Annotated in this window: 22 protein-coding genes; 11 read left to right on the top strand and 11 right to left on the bottom strand. The window is 31.7% G+C overall.

Features of this window, described 5'->3' with window-relative positions:
• Window positions 1-72: 72 nt before the first annotated feature.
• The 8 genes from OLM52_RS03910 (at window position 73) to OLM52_RS03875 (ending at window position 8,815) form a co-directional block, all read left to right on the top strand.
• Window positions 73-2,448: a heavy metal translocating P-type ATPase gene (locus OLM52_RS03910; RefSeq protein WP_264549839.1), complete on the top strand. Its 2,376-nt coding sequence runs from the start codon at window positions 73-75 to the stop codon at window positions 2,446-2,448.
• 91 nt (window positions 2,449-2,539) lie between these two features.
• Window positions 2,540-2,734, top strand: a complete 195-nt coding sequence (gene ccoS / locus OLM52_RS03905; protein ID WP_264549838.1) for a cbb3-type cytochrome oxidase assembly protein CcoS — start codon at window positions 2,540-2,542, stop codon at window positions 2,732-2,734.
• A gap of 3 nt (window positions 2,735-2,737) precedes the next feature.
• A complete protein-coding gene (gene ccoN, locus OLM52_RS03900) occupies window positions 2,738-4,912 on the top strand; it encodes a cytochrome-c oxidase, cbb3-type subunit I (protein WP_264549837.1) in 2,175 nt (724 codons plus the stop codon).
• A gap of 2 nt (window positions 4,913-4,914) precedes the next feature.
• Window positions 4,915-5,085 carry a CcoQ/FixQ family Cbb3-type cytochrome c oxidase assembly chaperone gene (locus tag OLM52_RS03895; protein WP_264549836.1) on the top strand — a complete coding sequence of 57 codons (171 nt, stop codon included), beginning with the start codon at window positions 4,915-4,917 and terminating at the stop codon, window positions 5,083-5,085.
• 88 nt (window positions 5,086-5,173) lie between these two features.
• Complete coding sequence (locus OLM52_RS03890; RefSeq protein ID WP_264549835.1) at window positions 5,174-6,118, top strand: cbb3-type cytochrome c oxidase N-terminal domain-containing protein; 945 nt, start codon at window positions 5,174-5,176, stop codon at window positions 6,116-6,118.
• A 69-nt stretch (window positions 6,119-6,187) separates the two neighbouring features.
• On the top strand, window positions 6,188-7,606 hold the full coding sequence (gene ccoG / locus OLM52_RS03885; RefSeq protein WP_264549834.1) for a cytochrome c oxidase accessory protein CcoG: 1,419 nt from the start codon (window positions 6,188-6,190) through the stop codon (window positions 7,604-7,606).
• A gap of 15 nt (window positions 7,607-7,621) precedes the next feature.
• On the top strand, window positions 7,622-8,071 hold the full coding sequence (locus OLM52_RS03880) for a FixH family protein (protein ID WP_264549833.1): 450 nt from the start codon (window positions 7,622-7,624) through the stop codon (window positions 8,069-8,071).
• A gap of 42 nt (window positions 8,072-8,113) precedes the next feature.
• Window positions 8,114-8,815 carry a sulfite exporter TauE/SafE family protein gene (locus tag OLM52_RS03875; protein ID WP_264549832.1) on the top strand — a complete coding sequence of 234 codons (702 nt, stop codon included), beginning with the start codon at window positions 8,114-8,116 and terminating at the stop codon, window positions 8,813-8,815.
• 118 nt (window positions 8,816-8,933) lie between these two features.
• Here the strand turns inward: OLM52_RS03875 and OLM52_RS03870 are convergent, their stop codons facing one another.
• From OLM52_RS03870 to OLM52_RS03860, 3 genes are all read right to left on the bottom strand, one after another.
• Complete coding sequence (locus OLM52_RS03870; protein ID WP_264549831.1) at window positions 8,934-10,073, bottom strand: endonuclease; 1,140 nt, start codon at window positions 10,071-10,073, stop codon at window positions 8,934-8,936.
• A gap of 2 nt (window positions 10,074-10,075) precedes the next feature.
• A complete protein-coding gene (locus OLM52_RS03865; RefSeq protein ID WP_264549830.1) occupies window positions 10,076-11,293 on the bottom strand; it encodes an RsmB/NOP family class I SAM-dependent RNA methyltransferase in 1,218 nt (405 codons plus the stop codon).
• 73 nt (window positions 11,294-11,366) lie between these two features.
• Window positions 11,367-12,557: a hypothetical protein gene (locus tag OLM52_RS03860; protein ID WP_264549829.1), complete on the bottom strand. Its 1,191-nt coding sequence runs from the start codon at window positions 12,555-12,557 to the stop codon at window positions 11,367-11,369.
• Window positions 12,558-12,718: 161 nt separating this feature from the next.
• On the opposite strand from OLM52_RS03860, the gene OLM52_RS03855 reads away from it, so the two are divergent.
• Complete coding sequence (locus OLM52_RS03855; RefSeq protein ID WP_264549828.1) at window positions 12,719-13,750, top strand: WD40/YVTN/BNR-like repeat-containing protein; 1,032 nt, start codon at window positions 12,719-12,721, stop codon at window positions 13,748-13,750.
• A gap of 36 nt (window positions 13,751-13,786) precedes the next feature.
• Here OLM52_RS03855 and OLM52_RS03850 read toward each other — a convergent pair whose 3' ends face one another.
• The 3 genes from OLM52_RS03850 to OLM52_RS03840 are packed head-to-tail and all read right to left on the bottom strand — an operon-like array spanning window position 13,787 to window position 15,243.
• Complete coding sequence (locus OLM52_RS03850; protein ID WP_264549827.1) at window positions 13,787-14,236, bottom strand: sensor of ECF-type sigma factor; 450 nt, start codon at window positions 14,234-14,236, stop codon at window positions 13,787-13,789.
• Between the two features lie 3 nt (window positions 14,237-14,239).
• Entirely contained in the window at window positions 14,240-14,671 is a 432-nt protein-coding gene (locus tag OLM52_RS03845) for a hypothetical protein (protein ID WP_264549826.1), read from the bottom strand.
• A gap of 5 nt (window positions 14,672-14,676) precedes the next feature.
• Window positions 14,677-15,243, bottom strand: a complete 567-nt coding sequence (locus OLM52_RS03840) for an RNA polymerase sigma factor (protein WP_264550516.1) — start codon at window positions 15,241-15,243, stop codon at window positions 14,677-14,679.
• 118 nt (window positions 15,244-15,361) lie between these two features.
• Here OLM52_RS03840 and pdxH point away from each other — a divergent pair, with 118 nt between their 5' ends.
• Both pdxH and OLM52_RS03830 read left to right on the top strand, forming a co-directional pair.
• Entirely contained in the window at window positions 15,362-16,006 is a 645-nt protein-coding gene (gene pdxH, locus OLM52_RS03835; protein WP_264549825.1) for a pyridoxamine 5'-phosphate oxidase, read from the top strand.
• Window positions 16,007-16,241: 235 nt separating this feature from the next.
• Window positions 16,242-16,733 carry a CAP domain-containing protein gene (locus OLM52_RS03830; protein WP_264549824.1) on the top strand — a complete coding sequence of 164 codons (492 nt, stop codon included), beginning with the start codon at window positions 16,242-16,244 and terminating at the stop codon, window positions 16,731-16,733.
• 142 nt (window positions 16,734-16,875) lie between these two features.
• Here the strand turns inward: OLM52_RS03830 and OLM52_RS03825 are convergent, their stop codons facing one another.
• From OLM52_RS03825 to OLM52_RS03805, 5 genes are all read right to left on the bottom strand, one after another.
• Window positions 16,876-17,451 carry a hypothetical protein gene (locus OLM52_RS03825; RefSeq protein ID WP_264549823.1) on the bottom strand — a complete coding sequence of 192 codons (576 nt, stop codon included), beginning with the start codon at window positions 17,449-17,451 and terminating at the stop codon, window positions 16,876-16,878.
• A gap of 105 nt (window positions 17,452-17,556) precedes the next feature.
• A complete protein-coding gene (locus tag OLM52_RS03820) occupies window positions 17,557-17,952 on the bottom strand; it encodes a hypothetical protein (protein ID WP_264549822.1) in 396 nt (131 codons plus the stop codon).
• Window positions 17,949-18,542, bottom strand: coding sequence for a hypothetical protein (locus OLM52_RS03815; RefSeq protein WP_264549821.1), 594 nt, complete (start codon window positions 18,540-18,542; stop codon window positions 17,949-17,951). The genes OLM52_RS03820 and OLM52_RS03815 overlap by 4 nt, the downstream gene beginning before the upstream one ends.
• A 108-nt stretch (window positions 18,543-18,650) precedes the next feature.
• Window positions 18,651-20,558, bottom strand: a complete 1,908-nt coding sequence (locus OLM52_RS03810) for an OmpA family protein (protein WP_264549820.1) — start codon at window positions 20,556-20,558, stop codon at window positions 18,651-18,653.
• Between the two features lie 10 nt (window positions 20,559-20,568).
• Entirely contained in the window at window positions 20,569-21,477 is a 909-nt protein-coding gene (locus OLM52_RS03805; RefSeq protein ID WP_264549819.1) for a type IX secretion system membrane protein PorP/SprF, read from the bottom strand.
• Window positions 21,478-21,485: the final 8 nt, after the last annotated feature.

The raw sequence follows: 21,485 nt of genomic DNA, 5'->3' as shown, positions 1-21,485 counted from the left end.
AATGTATGACAAATATCATATTTTGACTTATATTTAAATAAGACTTTTGTAACAGGTAAAATGAGCAAATTTATGGACACAGAAAATTGTTTCCATTGTGGTACTGAAATTATAAAAAAAGAAGAGATTGTATTCGACGAAAAAAAGTTTTGTTGTAACGGTTGTAAGACCGTTTATGAAATTTTTAGTCAAAATGATTTATCATGTTATTATGATTTTCAGGCTTCTCCCGGAGCAACACCACAGGATATTCAGGGAAAATATGACTTTTTAGAAAATGAAGAAATTGTTTCAAAATTATTGGAATTCCAAGAGCGTACAACACATATTGTTTCACTCTATATTCCTCATATACACTGTAGTTCGTGTATTTGGATTCTGGAAAATCTACAAAGACTTCAACCAGGAATAAACGCTTCTCAAGTTAATTTTGGAGAAAAGAAAGTTCGTGTAACGTATAATCCAGAACAAACAACTTTGAAAGAGATTGTTTATTTATTGAGTTCGATAGGTTATGAACCATATATCTCTTTAGAAAATTTTGATGAAGGCAAAAAACAAATCGATCGAAGTTTAATTTATAAAATAGGTGTCGCGTTTTTTTGTTTTGGAAATATCATGCTATTATCATTTCCTGAATATTTTGAAGTAGAAGAATATTGGATTGATCAATATCGCGGATTTTTTCGTTGGTTGATTTTTGGATTATCACTTCCTACTTTTTTTTATTCAGCTTCTGGATATTATGTTTCAGCTTGGAAAAGTATTAAATCGGGCTTATTAAATATTGATATTCCTATTGCATTGGGAATTGTTGTAATGTTTATAAGAAGTACGGTAGATATTATTTTTGATTACGGTCAAGGATTCTTTGATAGTATGGCTGGATTGATTTTTTTCATGTTATTAGGAAAGTTATTTCAGAAGAAAACATACGATTTTCTTTCATTTGAGCGCGATTATAAATCCTATTTTCCAATTGCAATTACCAAAGTTTTGCCAAACGGAGAAGAAGAATCGGTTCAAGTATACGATATTCAAAAAGGTGACAGATTATTGATTCGTAATCAAGAGTTAATTCCGGTAGATGGAATTTTAATTTCTGAAAAAGCCTCTATTGATTACAGTTTTGTAACTGGTGAAGCGGTTCCAATTGAAAAAAAATCTGGCGATAAAGTATTTGCAGGTGGTAAACAAATGGGGAAAGTCATCGAAATGGAGGTGTTATTTTCGGTTTCAAATAGCTATTTAACGCAATTATGGAGTAATGATGTTTTTCAAAAAAGAGTAGAACAACAACATAAGAATATTACGGATAGAATAAGTCGCTATTTCACACCTACTTTATTAGCTCTATCAATAGTGTCATTTATCTATTGGCTATTTATTGATGTAACAACTGCTTTTAATGTTTTTACAGCTATTTTAATTGTTGCTTGTCCATGTGCTTTGGCTTTAACGGCTCCGTTTACATTAGGCAATGTGTTGCGAATTTTAGGCAATCGAAAATTATATTTAAAAAATGCGTTGGTTGTAGAACAATTGGCTAAAGTAGATACAATTGTTTTTGATAAAACAGGAACGATAACTACCAATAAAAAAACAGATATAACTTATGAAGGAACAGCATTAAATGCATCCGAATTAAAGTTGTTAAAAAATGTTTTACGAGGTTCAAACCATCCATTAAGCCGAAGACTTTACGATTTTATTACCAACCAAGATAAAATAGAAGTTACCACTTTCGAAGAAATTATTGGAAAAGGAATTTTTGCAGAAATCGATGGCAATAAAATTAAATTAGGCTCGTCTCAATTTCTAAAAACAATGACAGAGAACACACATAAAAAAACGAAAGTACACGTCGAAATTAACGATGAGTATAAAGGAAGTTATGTGTTCAATAATCAATATAGAAAAGGATTAGAACAATTGTTTGAAAATTTAGCCAAGCATTATAATTTAGTTGTTTTATCAGGCGACAATGATGGTGAACAAAAAATATTAGAAAAAATGTTGCCCAAAAAAACCACTTTAGTTTTTAATCAAAAACCAGAACAAAAACTACAATACATCGAACAATTGCAAAAAGAAGGCAAAAATGTAATGATGGTTGGTGATGGTTTAAATGACGCAGGGGCATTAGCACAAAGTAATTTGGGATTATCGATTTCAGAAAATGTAAATGTTTTTTCTCCAGCATGTGATGGCATTTTAGATGCTAGCCAATTTGATAAAATAAGCTTTTTTATGCGCTATTCTAAAAACGCGATGAAGACTATTTACATGAGTTTTGGATTGTCGTTACTATATAATGTAGTTGGTTTAAGTTATGCTATTGCAGGCGAATTAGACCCAATTGTAGCAGCTATTATTATGCCATTGAGCACAATAACCATTGTAAGCTTTGTTACAATACTTACCAATTTGTATGCACGTAAAGGATAAAAGTATTAAATTTAAGAAAATTTTAATATATGATAAAAGTCATATTTTATAAAAAAGAGTAAAAGTAACTTTGTTAACACAATTTTAAGGTATGAGTGTCATTTATTTATTAATCACAATCAGTATAGTAGTTGCTATTGCTTTTTTAGTTGCTTTTATTAAAGCAGTTAAGAGTGGCCAATATGATGATGACTACACACCATCAGTCAGAATCCTATTTGACGATGAAATTGTAAAAGAAAATCCAAACAAATTAATACAAACAGAAAAACAAAAATCAATCTAATTTATGGAGAAGCAACAATTTTATTACGACAACAAAATTGTAAGGAATTTCATCTACGCTAGTATCGTTTTCGGAGTAGTGGGGATGTTGGTAGGGCTAATTTTAGCGTTCCTATTTTTGTTTCCAAACTTAACAAGCGGCGTTTCGTTTTTAAGTTTTGGGCGCTTAAGACCTTTACACACCAATGCGGTCATTTTTGCCTTCGTTGGAAACGCAATGTTTGCAGGGGTTTATTACTCAATGCAGCGTTTATTAAAAACTAGAATGTTTAGCGACCTTTTAAGTAAAATTCACTTTTGGGGATGGCAGTTAATTATTGTTGCTGCAGCAATATCCTTACCATTAGGTTATTCTACTTCTAAAGAGTATGCAGAATTAGAATGGCCAATAGATATTGCAATTGCCTTAATTTGGGTGGTTTTTGGTATCAATATGATTGGAACCATCATTAAAAGAAGAGAACGCCATATTTATGTAGCAATTTGGTTCTATATTGCTACGTTTGTTACGGTTGCAGTACTTCATATTTTTAATAGTTTAGAGTTACCAGTTTCAGCAATGAAATCGTATTCAGTTTATGCTGGTGTTCAAGATGCCTTAGTTCAATGGTGGTATGGTCATAATGCAGTAGCATTTTTCTTAACTACTCCTTTCTTAGGTATGATGTATTATTTTGTGCCAAAAGTAGCTAACCGTCCGGTATACTCGTATAGATTATCAATTATTCACTTTTGGTCGTTAATCTTCATTTATATTTGGGCTGGACCTCACCACTTATTATACACAGCTTTACCAGATTGGGCTCAAAACTTAGGAGTTGTTTTCTCTGTAATGTTGATTGCTCCATCTTGGGGAGGTATGATTAATGGATTATTAACATTAAGAGGTGTTTGGGATAAAGTTCGTACTGATGCAGTATTGAAATTCTTCGTAGTAGCAATTACAGGGTATGGAATGGCAACTTTTGAAGGTCCAATGTTATCTTTAAAAAACGTAAACGCTATTGCTCACTTTACGGATTGGATTATTGCTCACGTACACGTAGGTGCCTTGGCTTGGAATGGTTTCTTATCATTTGGTATGATCTATTGGTTAATCCCACGAATGACCAAAACAAAATTATTCTCTGAAAAATTAGCAAATTTCCATTTTTGGATTGGTACCTTAGGTATTATTTTATATTCTCTTCCAATGTATGTTGCTGGTTTTTTACAAGCTTCTATGTGGAAACAATTTAAACCAGACGGTGGTGCTTTACAATATGGAAATTTTCTAGAAACGGTTACTGAAATTATGCCAATGTATTGGATGCGTGCAATTGGTGGTACTTTATATTTAACTGGAGTTATTGTGTTGGTTTACAATATTATAAGAACAGTAATTCAAGGCTCTCCTGTAGAAAATGAACTTGCTGAAGCTCCAGCCTTAGCTGTAATTTCTCCGAATCGTTTAAAAGGTGAAAAACTTCACTCTTGGTTAGAAAGAAAACCAGTTCAATTTATGTTATTAACAACAGTTGCGATTTTAATTGGTGGATTAATTCAAATTTTACCAACCATTTTAGTAAAATCAAACATTCCAACTATATCAGCTGTAAAACCATATACTCCTCTTGAATTAGAAGGTAGAGATTTATACATCCGTGAAGGTTGTGTGGGATGTCACTCACAAATGGTTCGTCCATTCCGTTCAGAAGTAGAGCGTTATGGTGACTATTCTAAAGCAGGAGAATTTGTTTATGATCATCCATTCTTATGGGGTTCAAAACGTACTGGTCCAGATTTAGCTCGTGAAGGAGTAAAAGGAAAACCATTCAATGGTGGTAGAGATGATGTATGGCACTTTAACCATATGTATGATCCACAAGGTTTAAATGAGAAATCTATTATGCCAAGATACCAGTGGTTAATTAAAGATGAACTTGACAAATCATCAACGCAAGATAAGATGAAAGCTATGGTTACATTAGGGGTTCCTTACACTGAAGCTGAAATCAATAATGCATTGAAACATATGGATGAACAAGCTACAAAAATTGAAGCTAATTTATTAGCCAATCCAGATATTAAAAAATCTTTTGGAGCTCAAACAACATCACCATTGAAAGATAGAGAGATTGTAGCGCTTATAGCTTACTTACAAAGATTAGGTACTGATACTCAAGTTAAAAAACAATAATTATGCTAAAGTTTATCAAACATAATTTGGAAACTATTGAAGGAGTAGATATTTATCCAATCATTTCATTGACAATTTTCTTTACTGCATTTGTATTGTTCACAGTATGGGCTTTTACCTATAGTAAAGATAAAATCAAAGAAATTAGCCAAATGCCATTAAACGACGAATAGTCATAATTATAATTTACTGAAGCTGAAACAACCATAAAGCTTTATTTTATGGTTGTTCAGGTTCTCATAACATCAAAATTTTCTACAAATGAAAAAATTAATTCCATCATACGTAAGAGTTCCATTACTGTTTGCATTTGTATTTGCAGCTTTGGAATATTTTATCGATTCAGGAGACAGGCCAGCTTTTATAAAGTTTCCAATGGTAGCTTTATTTTTGGGAGTATTCTTGTTTTTATTAATTGCAATAGAAATCGTAATCGATGCTGTTGATAAAGTAACGTATCATTTATTAACAGATGAACAAAAGAAACAATTAGCAGAGGCGCAATCAGTCTCTTTTACAGAAAGTAAATGGTATCAAAGTATTGTTAGTAAACTTACTCGTTCTAAAGAAATGGAAAGAGAAGAAGACATTATGTTAGATCATGATTATGATGGTATCAAAGAACTAGATAATGTTTTGCCACCATGGTGGGTTTATTTATTCTATGGTACGATAATATTTGCTTTGGTTTATATGGTACGTTTTCATATCGTTAATGAATACGATCAGGAACAAGAATTTATAAATGAAGTTGAATTAGCAGCATTAGAGAAATCAAAATTACCAAAAAGTGCAGCTGATGAAGTAAGTTATGAAACGGTAGTTGCTGTAACAGACGCCACAAGTTTAGCAAAGGGCAAAGAAATTTTCACAAATGCTTGTGCAGCATGTCATAAAGCTGATGGTGGAGGTTTAGTAGGGCCTAATTTAACAGATGAACATTGGATTAACGGAGGTGGTATTAAAAATGTTTTCAAGATTATTTCTGAAGGAAGTAAAAACAATGCTTCAATGGTTGCTTGGAAAGGAAATTTATCTTCAACAGATATTCAAAGTGTTGCTAGTTATATTTTAACATTAAAAGGCACCAAACCTGCTGGCGCTAAAGCTGCAGAAGGAGAAGTTTGGAAAGAAACAGCTGCTGTTGCACCAACAGCAACAACTGTAGTGGATTCAACAAAAATAATAGCAGCTCCTGCAAAATAATAATAAGCAGTCAAAAAAAAGGTTTTGAGAATCTCTCAAAGCCTTTTTTAAACTAAAATAAAAAGTATCATGTCAAATTTACCAGACGAAAGTTTTAGAGATACCATATCTACCATTGATGCCGATGGAAAGAGAAATTTTATTCATCCTAAAAAACCTTCTGGACCATTTTATGAGAAAAGAAAACTATTAAGTTATTTTCTTTTGGTGTTCTTAATTGCTTCACCTTTTATTAAAATCAATGGAAATCAGTTTTTAATGTTCAATGTCTTGGAAAGACGTTTTAGTATTTTCGGATTTGCATTTTGGCCTCAAGATTTTCATTTGTTTGTAATATCAATGATTGTTGGAGTAGTTGGTTTAACACTTTTTACTGTTGCATTTGGTCGTATTTTTTGTGGTTGGTTTTGTCCACAAACTATTTTTATGGAAATGGTTTTCAGACGCATCGAATATTGGATTGATGGTGATAGAGGCGCACAAATAAGATTAGCTAAACAAAAATGGGATGCTGAAAAAATAAGAAAAAGAGTTACTAAATGGATTATCTTTTTTATTTTTTCATTCTTCATAGCCAATGTTTTTTTAGCGTATTTAATTAGCAGCGATGAGTTAATCAAAATGATTACCGAAGGACCAGCAACTAATTTAAGCACACTAATTGCATTATTAATTTTTACTGGAGTTTTCTATTTTGTGTTTGCATGGTTTAGAGAACAAGTTTGTATTATAGCTTGTCCATATGGAAGAATGCAAGGTGTTTTATTAGATAATAAATCTATAAATGTTGCCTATGACCATGTAAGAGGTGAAGGACAAAACGGAAGAAAAAAATGGAGAAATGGTGAGGATAGAACCGCATTAGGCCATGGAGATTGTATCGATTGTAACCAATGCGTCGTAGTTTGTCCTACAGGAATTGATATTCGTAATGGAACGCAATTAGAATGTATCAATTGTACTGCTTGTATTGATGAATGTGATATCATTATGGATAAAGTAGGATTACCAAAAGGTTTAATTCGTTATGCAAGTGAAGATGAAATCGTCAAAAAAGAAAAGTTCAAGTTAACCACACGAATGAAAGGTTATATTGGTGTTTTAACTTTATTAATTGGGGTATTAATCGGAATGTTATTTTTAAGAAACGATGTAGAAGCTAATTTTTTACCCATGTCAGGTCAATTGTTTCAGCATAACGGAAAAAATATTAGAAATTTCTACACCTATAAAGTGGTTAACAAAACAGAACAAACGTTTAATAATGTAACGGTTAAAATAGTAAATTATAAAGGCGAAATAAAACTTGTGGGAAGTCCCGTAATTAAAGTTCCTAAGCAAGGTTTAGCCAGCGGAACATTATATATTGATATTCCAGAGAGTTTGCTAAAAGATGAAAAAGTTCATTTAAAATTAGAACTTTATAACGGAGATAAGTTGATTGAAGAAACAACAACTAATTTTCAAGGTCCAAGAAACTTTAATTAAATAAAATTTACAAATATGAAAATGAATTGGGGAACAGGAATTGTAATCGCTTTTGCGCTTTTTATAACTTTTATTTTATCCTATGTTTATAAAGTGCAATCAAATGCTAAATATGATCATGAACTAGTTGTTGAAGATTATTACAAAAAAGAGGCATTAGTGCAAGGGGATATTGAAAAACAAGAAAACGCGAATGCTTTAACAAATAAAGTAGTCATAGAAAATACACCTGAAGGAATCAATATTCAATTTCCATCAGACTTTGATTATTCAAAAATAAATGGAAAAGTGTCCTGTTATAGACCGTCAAGTCAGAAATTAGATTTTGAAATTCCGATTTCATTATCTAGTCCACATTTGCTCATACCTAAAAGTAATTTGGCTGGCGGTCTTTGGGACATTTCTATTGCATGGAATTATGATGGTGTTGCCTATTTAAACAAAAATTCAATTAAAATAGAGTAAAACTATTTGGTTGAAAATAAAATTTAATTTTTAATATAAAATATGCTGTATTCAGCTTTTATCTTTGGTCTAATTAGTAGTTTTCACTGCATAGGAATGTGTGGTCCAATAGCTATGATGTTACCCGTAGATAGAACTAATGAAGCAAAAAAAATAGCCCAAATTTTAACCTATCACATTGGAAAATTAAGTGCTTACGGAATTTTAGGATTGCTATTTGGTTTATTGGGACGAAGCTTTTATTTAGCAGGAATGCAACAGCAGTTATCAATAATTGTTGGAATCTTAATGATTTTGGTTGCAGTAATTCCTGAAAAAGTATTTGCTAACTATAATTTTTCGAAACCAGTATATAGATTGATAACAAAGGTAAAATCAAGTTTAGGGCAACAGTTTAAAAATAAGAGTTATAAATCGTTATTTACCATCGGATTATTAAATGGATTTTTGCCTTGTGGAATGGTTTATGTAGCACTTTTTGGAGCAATTGCAATGCAAAATGTTTCATTAGGAATAGGGTATATGTTGCTATTCGGTTTGGGAACGATTCCAATGATGGTTGCTGTTGTTTATGCTTCTGGATTGATTTCTTTTTCATTAAGAGGTACTATTCAAAAAGCAATTCCATTAGTAGCAGTAATTATAGGTATGTTATTTATTGTAAGAGGTTTAGGGTTAGATATTCCGTATTTATCACCAAGCAATATGAGTTTATTTGTACAACCCGAAGCCAATTGTCATTAAAATAGGATTAGTTAATAGGGGAAAAGAGTGTTAAGGTTTATACTTTAGCACTCTTTTCATTTTATAAAAAAAGTCCCATCAAATGATGAGACTTTTGAATTTTATATGATTTGTATTCTTAGTTTACAATAACTTTCTTAGTTGCAACCGCATTTTCAGACGCCATTTGAACTAAATAAAACCCACTTGATAAATTATTTAGTTTATAAGAATTATCAACTCGTGTAGGGTTTTTAATTTCTTGAATAATTTGTCCGTTGATGTTGTATAAAACAATCGATTTTAATTCCGTTTCAGATGAAATTGTAACTTCGTTATTAACAGCTGGATTTGGGTAAATCGAAATTGTATTTTCAAAAGCAAAACTCTCTGAAGACAAAGTAGTACAATGTGTTGTCCATATTTGACAAACATATTCAGGATGATCTATGAATGGGTTTCTGTTATTTTGATGAACAAAAATAGCATTATTTCGATCTATTTCTTTTTGAGAAACAGGATCATTTGAATGCCAATCTAACATTGTATATAAAAAGGTATCTGTCAAAACTTGATTTGAAGTGCCATTAAACATCGAATACGTCCATCCTGTAACTTGATTTTCATAACGTGTAATGAAATAAAAATAAATTCTTGCTATATCTCCTTTAAACTCATCGATAGGCTCAAAAACAGTTCCAGTATATCCAGAAAATAATCCAGTATTAATATTATTACCTAATTTTGAACCATTCATTGTTGGATTTGATATTCCACTTTGAGAAATTAGATTACTTCCAACATATCCAAAAGGAAAATTACTTCTGAAACCGTTCACTCTTCCGTCAGTAGGTAATAAATGATGTGCATCACCTCTCATAGGGTCATTTTGACTAAAAATTGATTGAGGAATAACATGCTCTTTGTTGTAACAATCTGCTTCACTATCATAATTTCCACATTCATTTGTAATAGGGGTATAATTATAAGGATCTGAAGCAATTGGATTTTCAGAATAAACATCTAAAATACTCCCATCATTTTCATAATAAATATCTAAATCATTAACTGCAGTAAATGCGTCAAATGCATCATAACCTTGATCATTGTGAGTATATTCTGGTGTTAATCCATTATTTGAATTATTGATTATATTGAATAATTGTGTTTTTAATGCATAGCCAGAACCTGTTGCTGTGCTGTAATATCCTGTAGGAACTTGAGCCCAACCAATTACTGAGCACAATAAAAACGTTATTAGGGGAATGTTTTTTTTCATAACTATTTATTTTTTCTTTCCAATAATGCCATGTAAAATCCATCAAAACCACTTTCATGTGCCAATACTTTTCGGTCTTGAACAAAAGTAAATTCTTTTCCAATTTCTGTGGTTAAGAAATGCTTAATTTGATCTTGATTTTCTGAAGGTAAAACAGAACATGTAGCATAAACTAATTTGCCTCCTGGCTTTACAATTTTTGAGTAATTTTCTAAAACTTCAGCCTGAATTTTTTTGATGTTCTCAATAAATTCAGGTTGTAATTTCCATTTACTATCTGGATTTCTTTTTAAAACACCTAATCCACTACACGGTGCATCAATCAAAACTCTATCCGCTTTTTCGTGTAATTTTTTTATCGTTTTGGTGCTTTCAATTACTCTTGGTTCAATATTGAAAGCTCCATTTCGTTTGGCTCTAATTTTTAGTTGCTTTAATTTACTTTCATATAAATCCATAGCAATTAATTGACCCTTATTTTCCATTAAAGAGGCTAAATGTAGTGTCTTTCCGCCGGCACCAGCACATGTGTCTACAACACGCATTCCTGGTTGTACATCCAAGAAATAGGCTACTAACTGAGACGAAGCATCTTGTACTTCAAACAAACCATCTTTAAATGCATCTGTTAAAAAAACATTTGCTCTTTCTGTCAAAATTAGAGCATCTGGATAATCATTATGAAACTCTGTTTCAATATTCAAATCCATTAACATGGCGCGTAATTTTTCTTTAGTGGTTTTAAGTCGGTTAACTCTTAAAATTACTTTAGCTTGTTGGTTTTGAGCAGCAAGTTCTTTGGTCCAAATTTCCTCACCTAATTCTTTAACACCCAATTCATCCATCCAATCAGGAATCGATTCTTTGAATTTTCTAGTTTTTGTTAATTCGTCAAATCTTCCTTTGATTCTTCGAACAGGTGTTTCTTCAAAATATTTCCAATCGGGTAGGTTATACCCTCTTAATACTGCCCAAACAGCGAAAATTCTCCAAATTTTATCTCGATCAAAAGGCTCTTTTACTTCTGCAATTTCTACATATAAACGTTTCCAACGTACAATGTCATATATTGTCTCTGCAACAAATTTTCTATCATGACTTCCCCAACGCTTGTCTTTTTTTAAAGCTCTTGCAACAACTTTATCGGCATACTCACCTTCATTAAAAATCGCCATTAGCGAATCAATAGTAGTAAATACTAAATTTCTGTGTAATCTCATTTTATATTTTAAATCAGCCTGCAAAGATACAAATTAAAATAAAAAAAGCTGCCTAAATTGGCAGCTTTATGATTTATCCTCTTCCAGCATTTCTTGAACTCGAACTTCTTGAACTTGAATTCGTTCTTGGAGTACTATTTCTTTGTCCTGAGTCTCTTCGAGGAGCACTTACTTTTGGTTCAGATTTTGCTCGAGATTCTGAGTAGCCTCGTTGCGAACTTGACTTTGGTGCAGTTGCTCTAGGCTCTGAATAGGCTCTTGGATTTTCTGCTCTTGGTGAAGTTGCTTTTGGAGCATTATTTCTTGGTTCTGAATAGGTTCTAGGATTTTCAGCTTTTGGACTGTTATTTCTTGGTGAACTTGTTCTTGGTTCTGCACTTACTTCATTTTGTCTTGGTGTAGAACTGCTTCTAGGGCTAACTTCAGCATCTCTTGTTCTTGGAGTAGATGTAGTTCCTCTTGTTCCACTATTTCTAGGCTCGTTACTTGCTATTTCATTTCTACCTCGTGGAGCTCTAGTCGTTCTATTATTGTCTAAATCTTGACGGTTTGTATAACCTGCATTTCTGTGCGCAAATGAACGATTTGGGTGTCTTGTTTCGTAGCCATTTCCTCTTCTTCCATAATAGTTGTTATACACACTTGCACATCTTCTGTGTGTCACATAATGATAAGAGTGTCCAAAGTTTATGTGTACCGAAATATGATTTCTATATCTAAAAACAGGAAAAGGATTCCAGTAATAATAATAACTTGGATAATAGTTCCAATACCATGAAGAGCAATACGGACGATAGTTGGTTACCCAAAAAGTATTATAAATTACAGGTGTATGTACATAAACTGGTTCGTAAATATAGTTTTGACCATACATGTAAACATCTCCTACAACTTGCACCTGAACTCTATTGTTTCTATCGCGCTCAATTTCAATAGTTGCAACATCTTGGTAAACATCTTTATCTAAAACAGCTTGAACTATTACCAAGTGAATATTTCCTTCAACCGATTCAATTACACGAAGATAATCGACATAATTATCGTTGTTTAAATCTAAGTTCGAAAGTTGTGCTTTTGGATCATTAATTCGATTTTCAAAGTCTTCTAAATTAGAGGCATCACCAAATACAGATGCAATGGCTCTTAAATCTAAGTTATCACTAATATCAGCACTTGAAGCTGTAACGGTAGTTTTTTCTTGAGCAAATAATGAAGTCATAGACAACATTGCTAATGCACTTATAGAAAGTAATTTCGTTTTCATAACATTTGTATTTTGGTTAAACACTAATTTCATGTTTTATACTAACCAATTTCTGTGCCAAAAAAATATAGTAATGTTAAATATTTGATTTTTAGTTGTTTAAAAATTATATTCTGTACTTAAAATTTATTCACTTATATTTGAAATTATAATTCTATTGTATGAAAAACTATTTATTTATCCTTTTAATTTGCTTAGGTTGTGCTTCAAAAAAAGAAATTGTTGCTCCTAAATTTGAAGCTAAAATTATTTCTACCGAAAAACTGAGTTGCAGAGCCATTTTTGTTGAAACAGATACAGTTTGGCTAGGAATGGATAAAGGTAGATACGGTTTTTACGATAAGAAAAAAGATAAGTTAATAGTAAAAACAATTCAAAGCGTTTCCAATGCTACAGAATTTAGAAGTATTGCAGCCACAAAAGAGGCGATTTTTATTTTAGCAGTTGGAAATCCAGCCAAGTTGATTAAAATTGATAAAAAATCTTTGAAAGAAACCCTTGTTTACCAAGAAGAAAACGAGAAAGTATTTTACGATAGCATGCAATTTGTTGATGATTTGAACGGTTTTGCAATGGGTGATCCCACAGAACACTGTTTGTCTTTTATTAAAACAACCAATGGAGGCAATTCTTGGGAAAAGATTTCTTGTGCAAATTTACCCAAAGTGAATGAAGGTGAAGCTGCTTTTGCATCGAGCAATACGAATTTAATTGTAAAAGGGAAATCAATTTTTATGGTTTCTGGCGGCAAGAAATCACGTGTTTTTGTTTCGCACGATTTTGGAATTTCTTGGCAAGTGTATGAAACACCTATTGTGCAAGGTGAAGAAATGACCGGAATTTTTACAGCCGATTTTTACAATGATAAAAAAGGAATTATTGCAGGCGGAAATTACCTAAAGCAAACTCAAAATTGGTCAAACAAAGCAACTTCAACCAATGGTGGAAAAACATGGCGTTTAATTGCTGAAAATGAAGCTTTTGGTTATGCTTCTTGTGTTCAATTTGTACCAAATAGCAAAGGAAATCAGCTAATTTCTGTTGGTGGAACTGGATTGTTTTATTCTTCTGATTTTGGACAAAGTTGGACGAAATTTTCTGATGATAAGGATTTTTATACGTTTAGATTTGAATCAGAAAAAGTGTTTTATGCTACGGGAAGAAATAAATTAGTTCGGTTTGAAATAAAATAAAAAAAACGCTCAAATTAATAATTGAGCGTTTTTTTTTTATCCTTTTCTTTTTTCTCGCATTTGTTTCAATAAATGACGATTAAAATCTTCCTCTGCTTTTTTAAGCTTAATAATTTTCTTTGCACTAATAACACCTTGTAAATCTTTGATGAATTTTTTACGAAGTGTAAATAAATTCTCTTCAATCGTTTCCATTTGAGTCAATAGGGCAGAAGCTTCTTTTTCAGATAATTTCTCCACACTTCCGGGTTCAAATCGATCCAAAATTGCTCTCATTTTTTCATGACGCAATTCGGCTTGCTTATCGTCAAACGTGTTATAGATGGGCCAAAATTTTTGTGCTTCTTCCGTAGTTAAATCTAATTGTTCTGTAATGTAAGCTACTTTAAGTGCTTTTACTTTTTCTTTTTTCTCTCTAAATCCTTGCGCAAAGGAAATTGATGTCATCAAAAGAAATAGGATTGGAAATATAAATTTAGTTTTCATAATTTATTCGTTTAAAATGTAATCTAAGTTTTCAGTTTCTGATAAATAGGCTTCTATTTCATCACGTTCTGATGTTGAAGCTCCTAAAGTGCTTTCAAGAGCTAAGATGTCTTCGTCTGTCAAATGCTTGGTTAATTCTGTAGTTCCAACGCTTTGTTGTGCTAAATAGCTTTCAATTGTTGAGGCATCTAAATTGGTTTCATTTGCCATATTAAAATATACTGGAATTGCAATTGCAACTAATAACAAAGCTGCAATACTACTCATCCAAACTTGTTTTCTGTAGAATAACGAAACCACTTTTACTTCTTTTTCAACGGGTTGTTCCCCTGCAATTTGTTGCATCATTTTTGCTTCAAATTGCTCAAAGTAATCTTCTGGTGTTTTAAATCCAGTTGTAATTTTATCGTTATTTTCTAAATCAAAATGCTTCATATTCATTAGACAAAAATAGTGCTAAAAGGTTTAATTTGTATGTAAATATTCTTCAATTTTTTTACCGCAATATGATAACTTGCTTTTAATGCACCCACCGAAGTGGTTAAAATTTCGGACATTTCTTCGTATTTAATTTCTTCAAAGTATCTCATTTTAAACACAAGTTGTTGTTTTTCGGGTAGCGTTGCAATCGCTTTTTGAAGTTTTAATTGAATTTCATCGCCATCAAAGAATACATCACTTTCTAATTTGTTTAATTCTTTTTGTTGTACTTCTTCGTTGGATATGCCTTGTTTTTTGGCGCGTTGTTGCATAAAAGTGATAGCTTCGTTGGTTGCAATTCGATACATCCATGAAAATAATTTACTATCGCCTTTAAAATTCTTTAAATTAGCAAATACTTTAACAAACGTATTTTGCAGTACATCATCCGCGTCATCATGGTTTAAAACCATTCCTCTAATGTGATTATACAAGGGTTTTTGATATAATTGCAAGAGTTTTCTAAACGCTTCATTTTGCGTTTTTGGGTGTATTAATTCTAAAACAAATGCTTTTTCGTCTTGCAAAATCAATCGATTATTTTCATAAGACTAAAGATATTCAAAAAGGTTTAATTTTAATTTTTGTTTTAGCAGAATTATTGTTTTGACTTTGTAACTTTGTTGTTCAAACAGCCAATCAAAAATGAAAGATTTAAGTAATTACAGAAAATCCTATGAAAAAAGCGAACTTTTGGAAAATCAAATTCCAGAAGATCCCATCAATCTTTTTCATCGATGGTTTTATGAAGCGGAAGATTTAAACGCAGCCGAAGAAGTAAACGCAATGACCGTTTCAACCATAGGGTTAGATGGTTTTCCAAAATCGAGAGTGGTGTTGCTTAAAAAGTTTAATGAAGAAGGATTTATTTTTTATACCAATTACAATTCAGAAAAAGGAAAAGCAATTTTAAACAATCCGAATATTTGTTTGTCTTTTTTTTGGCCAACGGTGGAACGCCAAATCATTATAAAAGGAATTGCCGAAAAAATCGATGCAACTCTTTCAGACAATTATTTTGCTTCGCGTCCAGATGGAAGTAAGCTGGGTGCCATTGTTTCACCACAAAGTGAAGTGATTCCAAATCGTGAATTTTTAGAGGCTAATTTAAAGCAATTGGAAAAAGATTTTGAAGGCAAAGAAATATTGCGTCCCGCACATTGGGGTGGCTTTTTAGTACGTCCAGTAGAAGTAGAATTTTGGCAAGGTCGTCCGAATCGCTTACATGATCGAATTAGATACCATTTAGAGGAAGATTTCAATTGGAAAATAGAACGATTATCTCCTTGATAGTCAGAAATATAATTTTCAATACTTTACAACCCAACTATTTTTAGTTGGGTTTTTTTATTTTCTGTAAGTAAATTATTAAGTAATTGTTATATGAAAGGTTAAAGTGTTAAATTTTTGTGCATTTCATCGAATTTATTTGCGTATCATCGACGATTTAATACATTTGTCTGGTAAATCATACACTTCGTCGATTTTTTATAAAAAAAGGTAAGTGTTTTTAAATGAAATGATTATGAAAAATTTAATGGTTGCCTTTTTTACCCTAACAATTACCCTATCATTTTTTACCTCATGTTCTTCAGATTCAGAAAGTACGTCAACTACTAACGAAACTGCTAAAAACTATTCCCATTCAACTCTTGAATTAGATTTGTTAGACGAAGTAAATACTTACAGAGTTTCTGTAGGATTGAATCCGTTGCAAATAATTGAACATATATCGTATAAATCAGACGAGCACAATGCGTATATGATATCCATTCAGGATGTCAACCACGATGGCTTTAACGAAAGAAAAACAAATTTACAGCAAGTTTTAGGTGCTGGCAGAGTAGGAGAAAACGTTGCCTACGCTTATTCTTCTGCACAATCTACAGTTGCAGCTTGGGTAAATAGTCCAAGTCACAAAGCCAATTTAGAAGGCGATTACACGCATTTTGGTGCTTCAATCAAAATTGATGATGAAGGAAAAAAATACTACACCAATATGTTTATTAAGAAATAAAAATTTCATGTTTGTTTATAAAAAAAGCAGCTATTTTGAGAGAAATAGCTGCTTTTTTGTTTTGATATTGTGGAAATGATTTGTTATTGTATATTTCAATAAGTTGATCTATTAATACAAGCTGAAGTTATCAAATATTTTTTTAACTCATCCAAGTTTCCCACCTATCAACTATTTTCCATTTTCCATTAATTTTTTCTAAAAATAAAGAAACTCCATTACCACATAAACCGTTACAATAATGGTTTAATTGTACAAAGGCTTTTTGATTATCCAAAGAAAAAACTGGTATTGTCATTTCGTAAAAATCAAATGGTTTGCCAGTTTTCTTTTTATTGTTTTCATTTTTTTTTGTTGTGAGATTAATTTTGTCAAAAATGATTTTGTCAATTTTAAATTTTTGAGAATTTGAATTTTGTTTGAGTAAATGCAAAGAATCTTTGACTTTAAAAAATTCTGACTTTTTATAATGTAATAACTCTTCTATTGAAACAGCATTTTGTGATAGAGTAGACAAGGGGACGATTTCTCCATCTTTTGATTTTTCAGGAATATAAATTTTTAATTTAGGAAGTTCTTCGCAAAACATTTTAGAGTTCTTTGCATTTATCGAAACGTTTAAGCTATCTTTAATTATTATAGCAAATACTATTTCATTAATGTCTTTAGTGTTTGAAATTTCAATTTGAGTTTTGTTTTCAGTTTTTTTACAACTCAAAAGAAATAAAAATAGGAGTATTGAAATTATATGTCTCATCGTACATGGTTTGAAAAATATTTGTGAACGTTTCGCCGGCTTTATGAAGGTGGTTTTTTTATAGCCTTAGTTTCGGTTAATAAATGACGTTAAATTTACAAAAAAAACTTTCAGTTTGCTTAAAAGTCCCACTTTCATAAAACCGCTGTTAGGCGCAGTTAATCTTTTATTTCCGCATGAAGCACAAAATGATGCTTGAGGTGTTCTATATGGTTTTCCGCAATTTTCACATGGTGGTCCATATTGAGAAATTCTATGATGCATGATTGCATTTGGTTCAGTTTCTCCAAATCCTGTTATCTCATTATAATAATCCAGCATTGGCTTAAAACTCTCTTTTCTAGACAATCCTGTCTTCATTTTTTGAAAACTTTCACCATATAATTTTGATGCAATAATATATTCTTCCTCATTTAGCATAGGAATTTCCATTTTACAGCGCCAACACCAAAGTGTTTTCATTCTTTGATTTCTTTTACGGATTCAACTTGGGTATTAATTATTTTTTTCATCAAAATAAACGAAAACTTTACACCTTCTTTTTCTGTAATAATATCTTTTAAAAAGATTTTTGACTGTTCTAAATATTCGGAAGGAAATGAAATTGTCAAATAAGTCATTAACTTTTTGTCATCTTCCCAGAATCTATATTTGACTTCAGGTTTACCAGCATATTTTTTCAAAAACCTATCAATTGTTTGGTCTTCCTTATGCCAATTTACTATTGGTTTACTAACCCAAACTTCATCCCATTTGGTGAAAAACGGAAAATGTGAAATAACATTTCTTACAAACTTAAAAAGCTCACTTCCTATTTCCGATTCCATTGGAGGTCTTTCAGTTTTCAGTTTTTCGATTACCCATTTAATTGGCTCGTAATTTAATAGTTCCGCATAAATTGAATATGCTTGTTTTATTTTTGAAAACCTTTCCCAATCATTTTTATCCCAAAAATCATCACTCATGACTTCTTCGTACAAGTCGTAGAAACGATTATAAGCTAAAGTTAAGAATTGTATTTCTGATGAATTTGGTCTGGTTGTATCGTTCATTTTAATTGCGCCTAACTAATTAATATCATCAAATATATAAAATTTTTACTACATAAAAAAGCAGCAATTTCTTTCAAAATAACTGCTTTTTTATTGTGGTATAGGGGTTTACATTTTTATAACAATGAATTCACTTCGTCTGTTTTTTTGGTGTTCTTCCTCGCTACACGGCACATCGTCGGCACAGTTGTTTAGCAATTGGTTTTCACCATAGCCTTTGGCGGTTAATCGGCTTCTGCTGATGCCGTTTTTCACCATAAATTCTAAAGTAGATTTTGCTCTTCTATCAGAAAGTAATTCATTGTATTTGTGCGTTTGACGGCTATCGGTATGCGAACGAATGTCTACAACCATAGTTGGATATTGTTTCATCACCGCAATAATTTTTTCTAAATCTTCTGCTGCATCTGGTCGAATATTCCATTTGTCTAAATCAAAATAAATAATACTGATATTCAATACTTTTGCTAAGTCGGTTCCTTCTTCAATTGGAATAACATTGCGTTTTAATTCAATATCTAAATTCGATGTTCCGGTTGTTTTAGTAGAGGTTAAGGTTTTTTCAGCCGTTTCGTATTCTTCTTTTGAAGCTCTTACATAATACTTTTTATCGCAATCCAATTGGAATTCATAATACCCTTTCTCAGAGGAAGTCGTTTCGCTTACTTTGTTCATGTTTTCGTCAAATAAAACCACTTTTGAATTGGGTAATATAAGTTGAGTGTCAATATCTTTAATTAATCCGCTTAAAGTATACGTACAAATTGTAAAGGTGTAAATGTCATCAAAACCCACACCTTCGTCTCGGTTAGAAGTAAAGAAACCTAATTTGTCTTTGTTCACATAACCAAAATCGTCTTTTGAACTGTTGATCGGTTTGCCAATATTTTGTGGTTTTTGCAACGAGTTGTTAACCATTTTAGCTTCAAAAACGTCTAAACCTCCTAATCCTGGATGTCCGTCTGAAGCAAAGAATAAGTTGTTATCCGCATCCATAAACGGGAATGTTTCTCTTCCTTCGGTATTGATGGTTGGTCCTAAATTTTCGGGTGTTCCAAAGTTTCCGTTGGCATCAATAGACACTTTGTATAAATCGGACATTCCTAAACTTCCAGGCATATTTGATGCAAAATACAATGTTTTTTCATCGGGACTCAAAGCTGGATGCGCAGTTTTATAATTGTCATTGCAAAACGGAAGTTCTTTTACATTCGTCCATTCATTATTGATTAACTCGGCTTTGTAAATTTTTTCAAGAATACTTACTTTATCGTCACTTTTTCCTTTTTTTCCATCATTGTAATTATTTCTGGTAAAATACATGGTTTTGCCATCTTTTGTAAAAACAGGGGAGGACTCATTGTATTTGGTATTGATTTCTTTAGAAAAATTTTCAACTCCGCCTAATTTTCCATTGATATCAATTGAGGTTACAAATAAATCTGTAAAGTTTTGATTGGTCCAACTGTGAATTTTTGAGTGCGAATTGCCTTCGCTTCTTGAAGAAGTAAAAACAACTTGATCACCAAAAAAAGAAGGGCCATAATCATAAAATTCAGAGTTTATATCCGTTTTTCCAATAGTATATTTTCCTGAAACCGCATTAATATCTGAAAGATAATCTTTGTTCTGCACGAATAATTTTCCTCTAGAATCTGGAGATTTCTTGTTGAAAAGTTCCATGTATTCATTTGATTTGGTATAATTTTCTTGCGATTTTAATGCTTGTGCATATCTAAAATAATATTCGGCATCGACTTCTTGATTTAGCGCAAATAAGTCGCCATACCATTTTGAAGCTTTATCTAATTCGCCATTGAAATAGTAGGCATTCCCTAATTTTTGAAATAAATCAACTGATTTATAGCCTTTTTCGGCAACTTTTTCATAAATTTCGATAGCATCGATATAAGAATAAGTGTCGTATTTTTTATCAGCAGTTTTCAATTTGGTTGTTTGTCCAAAAGAAAGAAAAGTGAATCCTATGATGAATAAAATGGTGTATTTTGTTTTCATAATCCTAAATTTAGAAGAATCTTGGTGCAGTTACTCGTGTTCTATTGAAAAGTTCATAACGAAGGAATATTTCGTGCGAACCTGAATTGTATCGTGCTAATTTAGTAGTTTCTAAATCATATCCGTAGCCAATAAACCAAGAATCTGAAATTTGAAAGCCAGCTAAAGCACTTACGGCTGCATCCCATCGATAAGCAGCACCTAAAGTTAGTTTGTCAAACAATAAAAAGTTGGCGGTAACATCGGCTTGTAAAGGAGAACCTTCTACTAATTTTGTTAATAAAGCAGGTTTAAATTTCAAGCTAGGACTAAGTTCAAAAACATGTCCAGCAATAAAATAAAAGTGCATTTTTTCTTTCGTAATGGCTACATTATTATCATTATAACGATAACTTTCAAAAAGATTAGGAACCGATAAACCCACGTAGGTATTTTCAGAAAACAAATATAAACCTGCACCAACATTAGGCGAAAACTCGGTATCTACATTTTGAAATTGGGGATCTAAGGGATCATAAATAGTTAATTTGTTTACATCTAAATTAAATAAATTAGCCGTTCCTTTCAATCCTAATGATAATTTATAATTTTCTGAAATTTGAATAAAATAAGCTAAATCTGCAGATATTTCGTTTTCAGATGTTGGTCCGATTTTATCATTTGTAAACGAAACACCAATTCCAAAATTTGAATCCCCTAAAGGTGAATTTACGGTAAAATTGTTTGTCACTGGAGCGCCATCTAAACCAACCCATTGATTTCTATGTAAAAGAAATGCAGTTAAAGTTCCTCTTGAACCAGCATATGCAGGATTTACATTTGCGGTATTATACATGTATTGAGTATATTGAGAATCTTGTTGTGAATAGCACAAAACATTTAAAATGAATGTACAAATTATTGTGATATATGTTTTCATCTTGGTCA

The organism is Flavobacterium sp. N2820 (assembly GCF_025947285.1).
In the GTDB taxonomy this organism is placed as follows: Bacteria; Bacteroidota; Bacteroidia; order Flavobacteriales; family Flavobacteriaceae; genus Flavobacterium.
This window is presented reverse-complemented; position numbering and strand designations above follow the sequence as displayed.

Bases quoted from the DNA above. Each gene is read 5' to 3' on its own strand.
- OLM52_RS03910 (WP_264549839.1), top strand. From the start codon at position 73: ATGGACACAGAAAATTGTTTCCATTGTGGTACTGAAATTATAAAAAAA.
- ccoS (WP_264549838.1), top strand. From the start codon at position 2,540: ATGAGTGTCATTTATTTATTAATCACAATCAGTATAGTAGTTGCTATT.
- ccoN (WP_264549837.1), top strand. From the start codon at position 2,738: ATGGAGAAGCAACAATTTTATTACGACAACAAAATTGTAAGGAATTTC.
- OLM52_RS03895 (WP_264549836.1), top strand. From the start codon at position 4,915: ATGCTAAAGTTTATCAAACATAATTTGGAAACTATTGAAGGAGTAGAT.
- OLM52_RS03890 (WP_264549835.1), top strand. From the start codon at position 5,174: ATGAAAAAATTAATTCCATCATACGTAAGAGTTCCATTACTGTTTGCA.
- ccoG (WP_264549834.1), top strand. From the start codon at position 6,188: ATGTCAAATTTACCAGACGAAAGTTTTAGAGATACCATATCTACCATT.
- OLM52_RS03880 (WP_264549833.1), top strand. From the start codon at position 7,622: ATGAAAATGAATTGGGGAACAGGAATTGTAATCGCTTTTGCGCTTTTT.
- OLM52_RS03875 (WP_264549832.1), top strand. From the start codon at position 8,114: ATGCTGTATTCAGCTTTTATCTTTGGTCTAATTAGTAGTTTTCACTGC.
- OLM52_RS03870 (WP_264549831.1), bottom strand. From the start codon at position 10,073: ATGAAAAAAAACATTCCCCTAATAACGTTTTTATTGTGCTCAGTAATT.
- OLM52_RS03865 (WP_264549830.1), bottom strand. From the start codon at position 11,293: ATGAGATTACACAGAAATTTAGTATTTACTACTATTGATTCGCTAATG.
- OLM52_RS03860 (WP_264549829.1), bottom strand. From the start codon at position 12,557: ATGAAAACGAAATTACTTTCTATAAGTGCATTAGCAATGTTGTCTATG.
- OLM52_RS03855 (WP_264549828.1), top strand. From the start codon at position 12,719: ATGAAAAACTATTTATTTATCCTTTTAATTTGCTTAGGTTGTGCTTCA.
- OLM52_RS03850 (WP_264549827.1), bottom strand. From the start codon at position 14,236: ATGAAAACTAAATTTATATTTCCAATCCTATTTCTTTTGATGACATCA.
- OLM52_RS03845 (WP_264549826.1), bottom strand. From the start codon at position 14,671: ATGAAGCATTTTGATTTAGAAAATAACGATAAAATTACAACTGGATTT.
- pdxH (WP_264549825.1), top strand. From the start codon at position 15,362: ATGAAAGATTTAAGTAATTACAGAAAATCCTATGAAAAAAGCGAACTT.
- OLM52_RS03830 (WP_264549824.1), top strand. From the start codon at position 16,242: ATGAAAAATTTAATGGTTGCCTTTTTTACCCTAACAATTACCCTATCA.
- OLM52_RS03820 (WP_264549822.1), bottom strand. From the start codon at position 17,952: ATGAAAACACTTTGGTGTTGGCGCTGTAAAATGGAAATTCCTATGCTA.
- OLM52_RS03815 (WP_264549821.1), bottom strand. From the start codon at position 18,542: ATGAACGATACAACCAGACCAAATTCATCAGAAATACAATTCTTAACT.
- OLM52_RS03810 (WP_264549820.1), bottom strand. From the start codon at position 20,558: ATGAAAACAAAATACACCATTTTATTCATCATAGGATTCACTTTTCTT.
- OLM52_RS03805 (WP_264549819.1), bottom strand. From the start codon at position 21,477: ATGAAAACATATATCACAATAATTTGTACATTCATTTTAAATGTTTTG.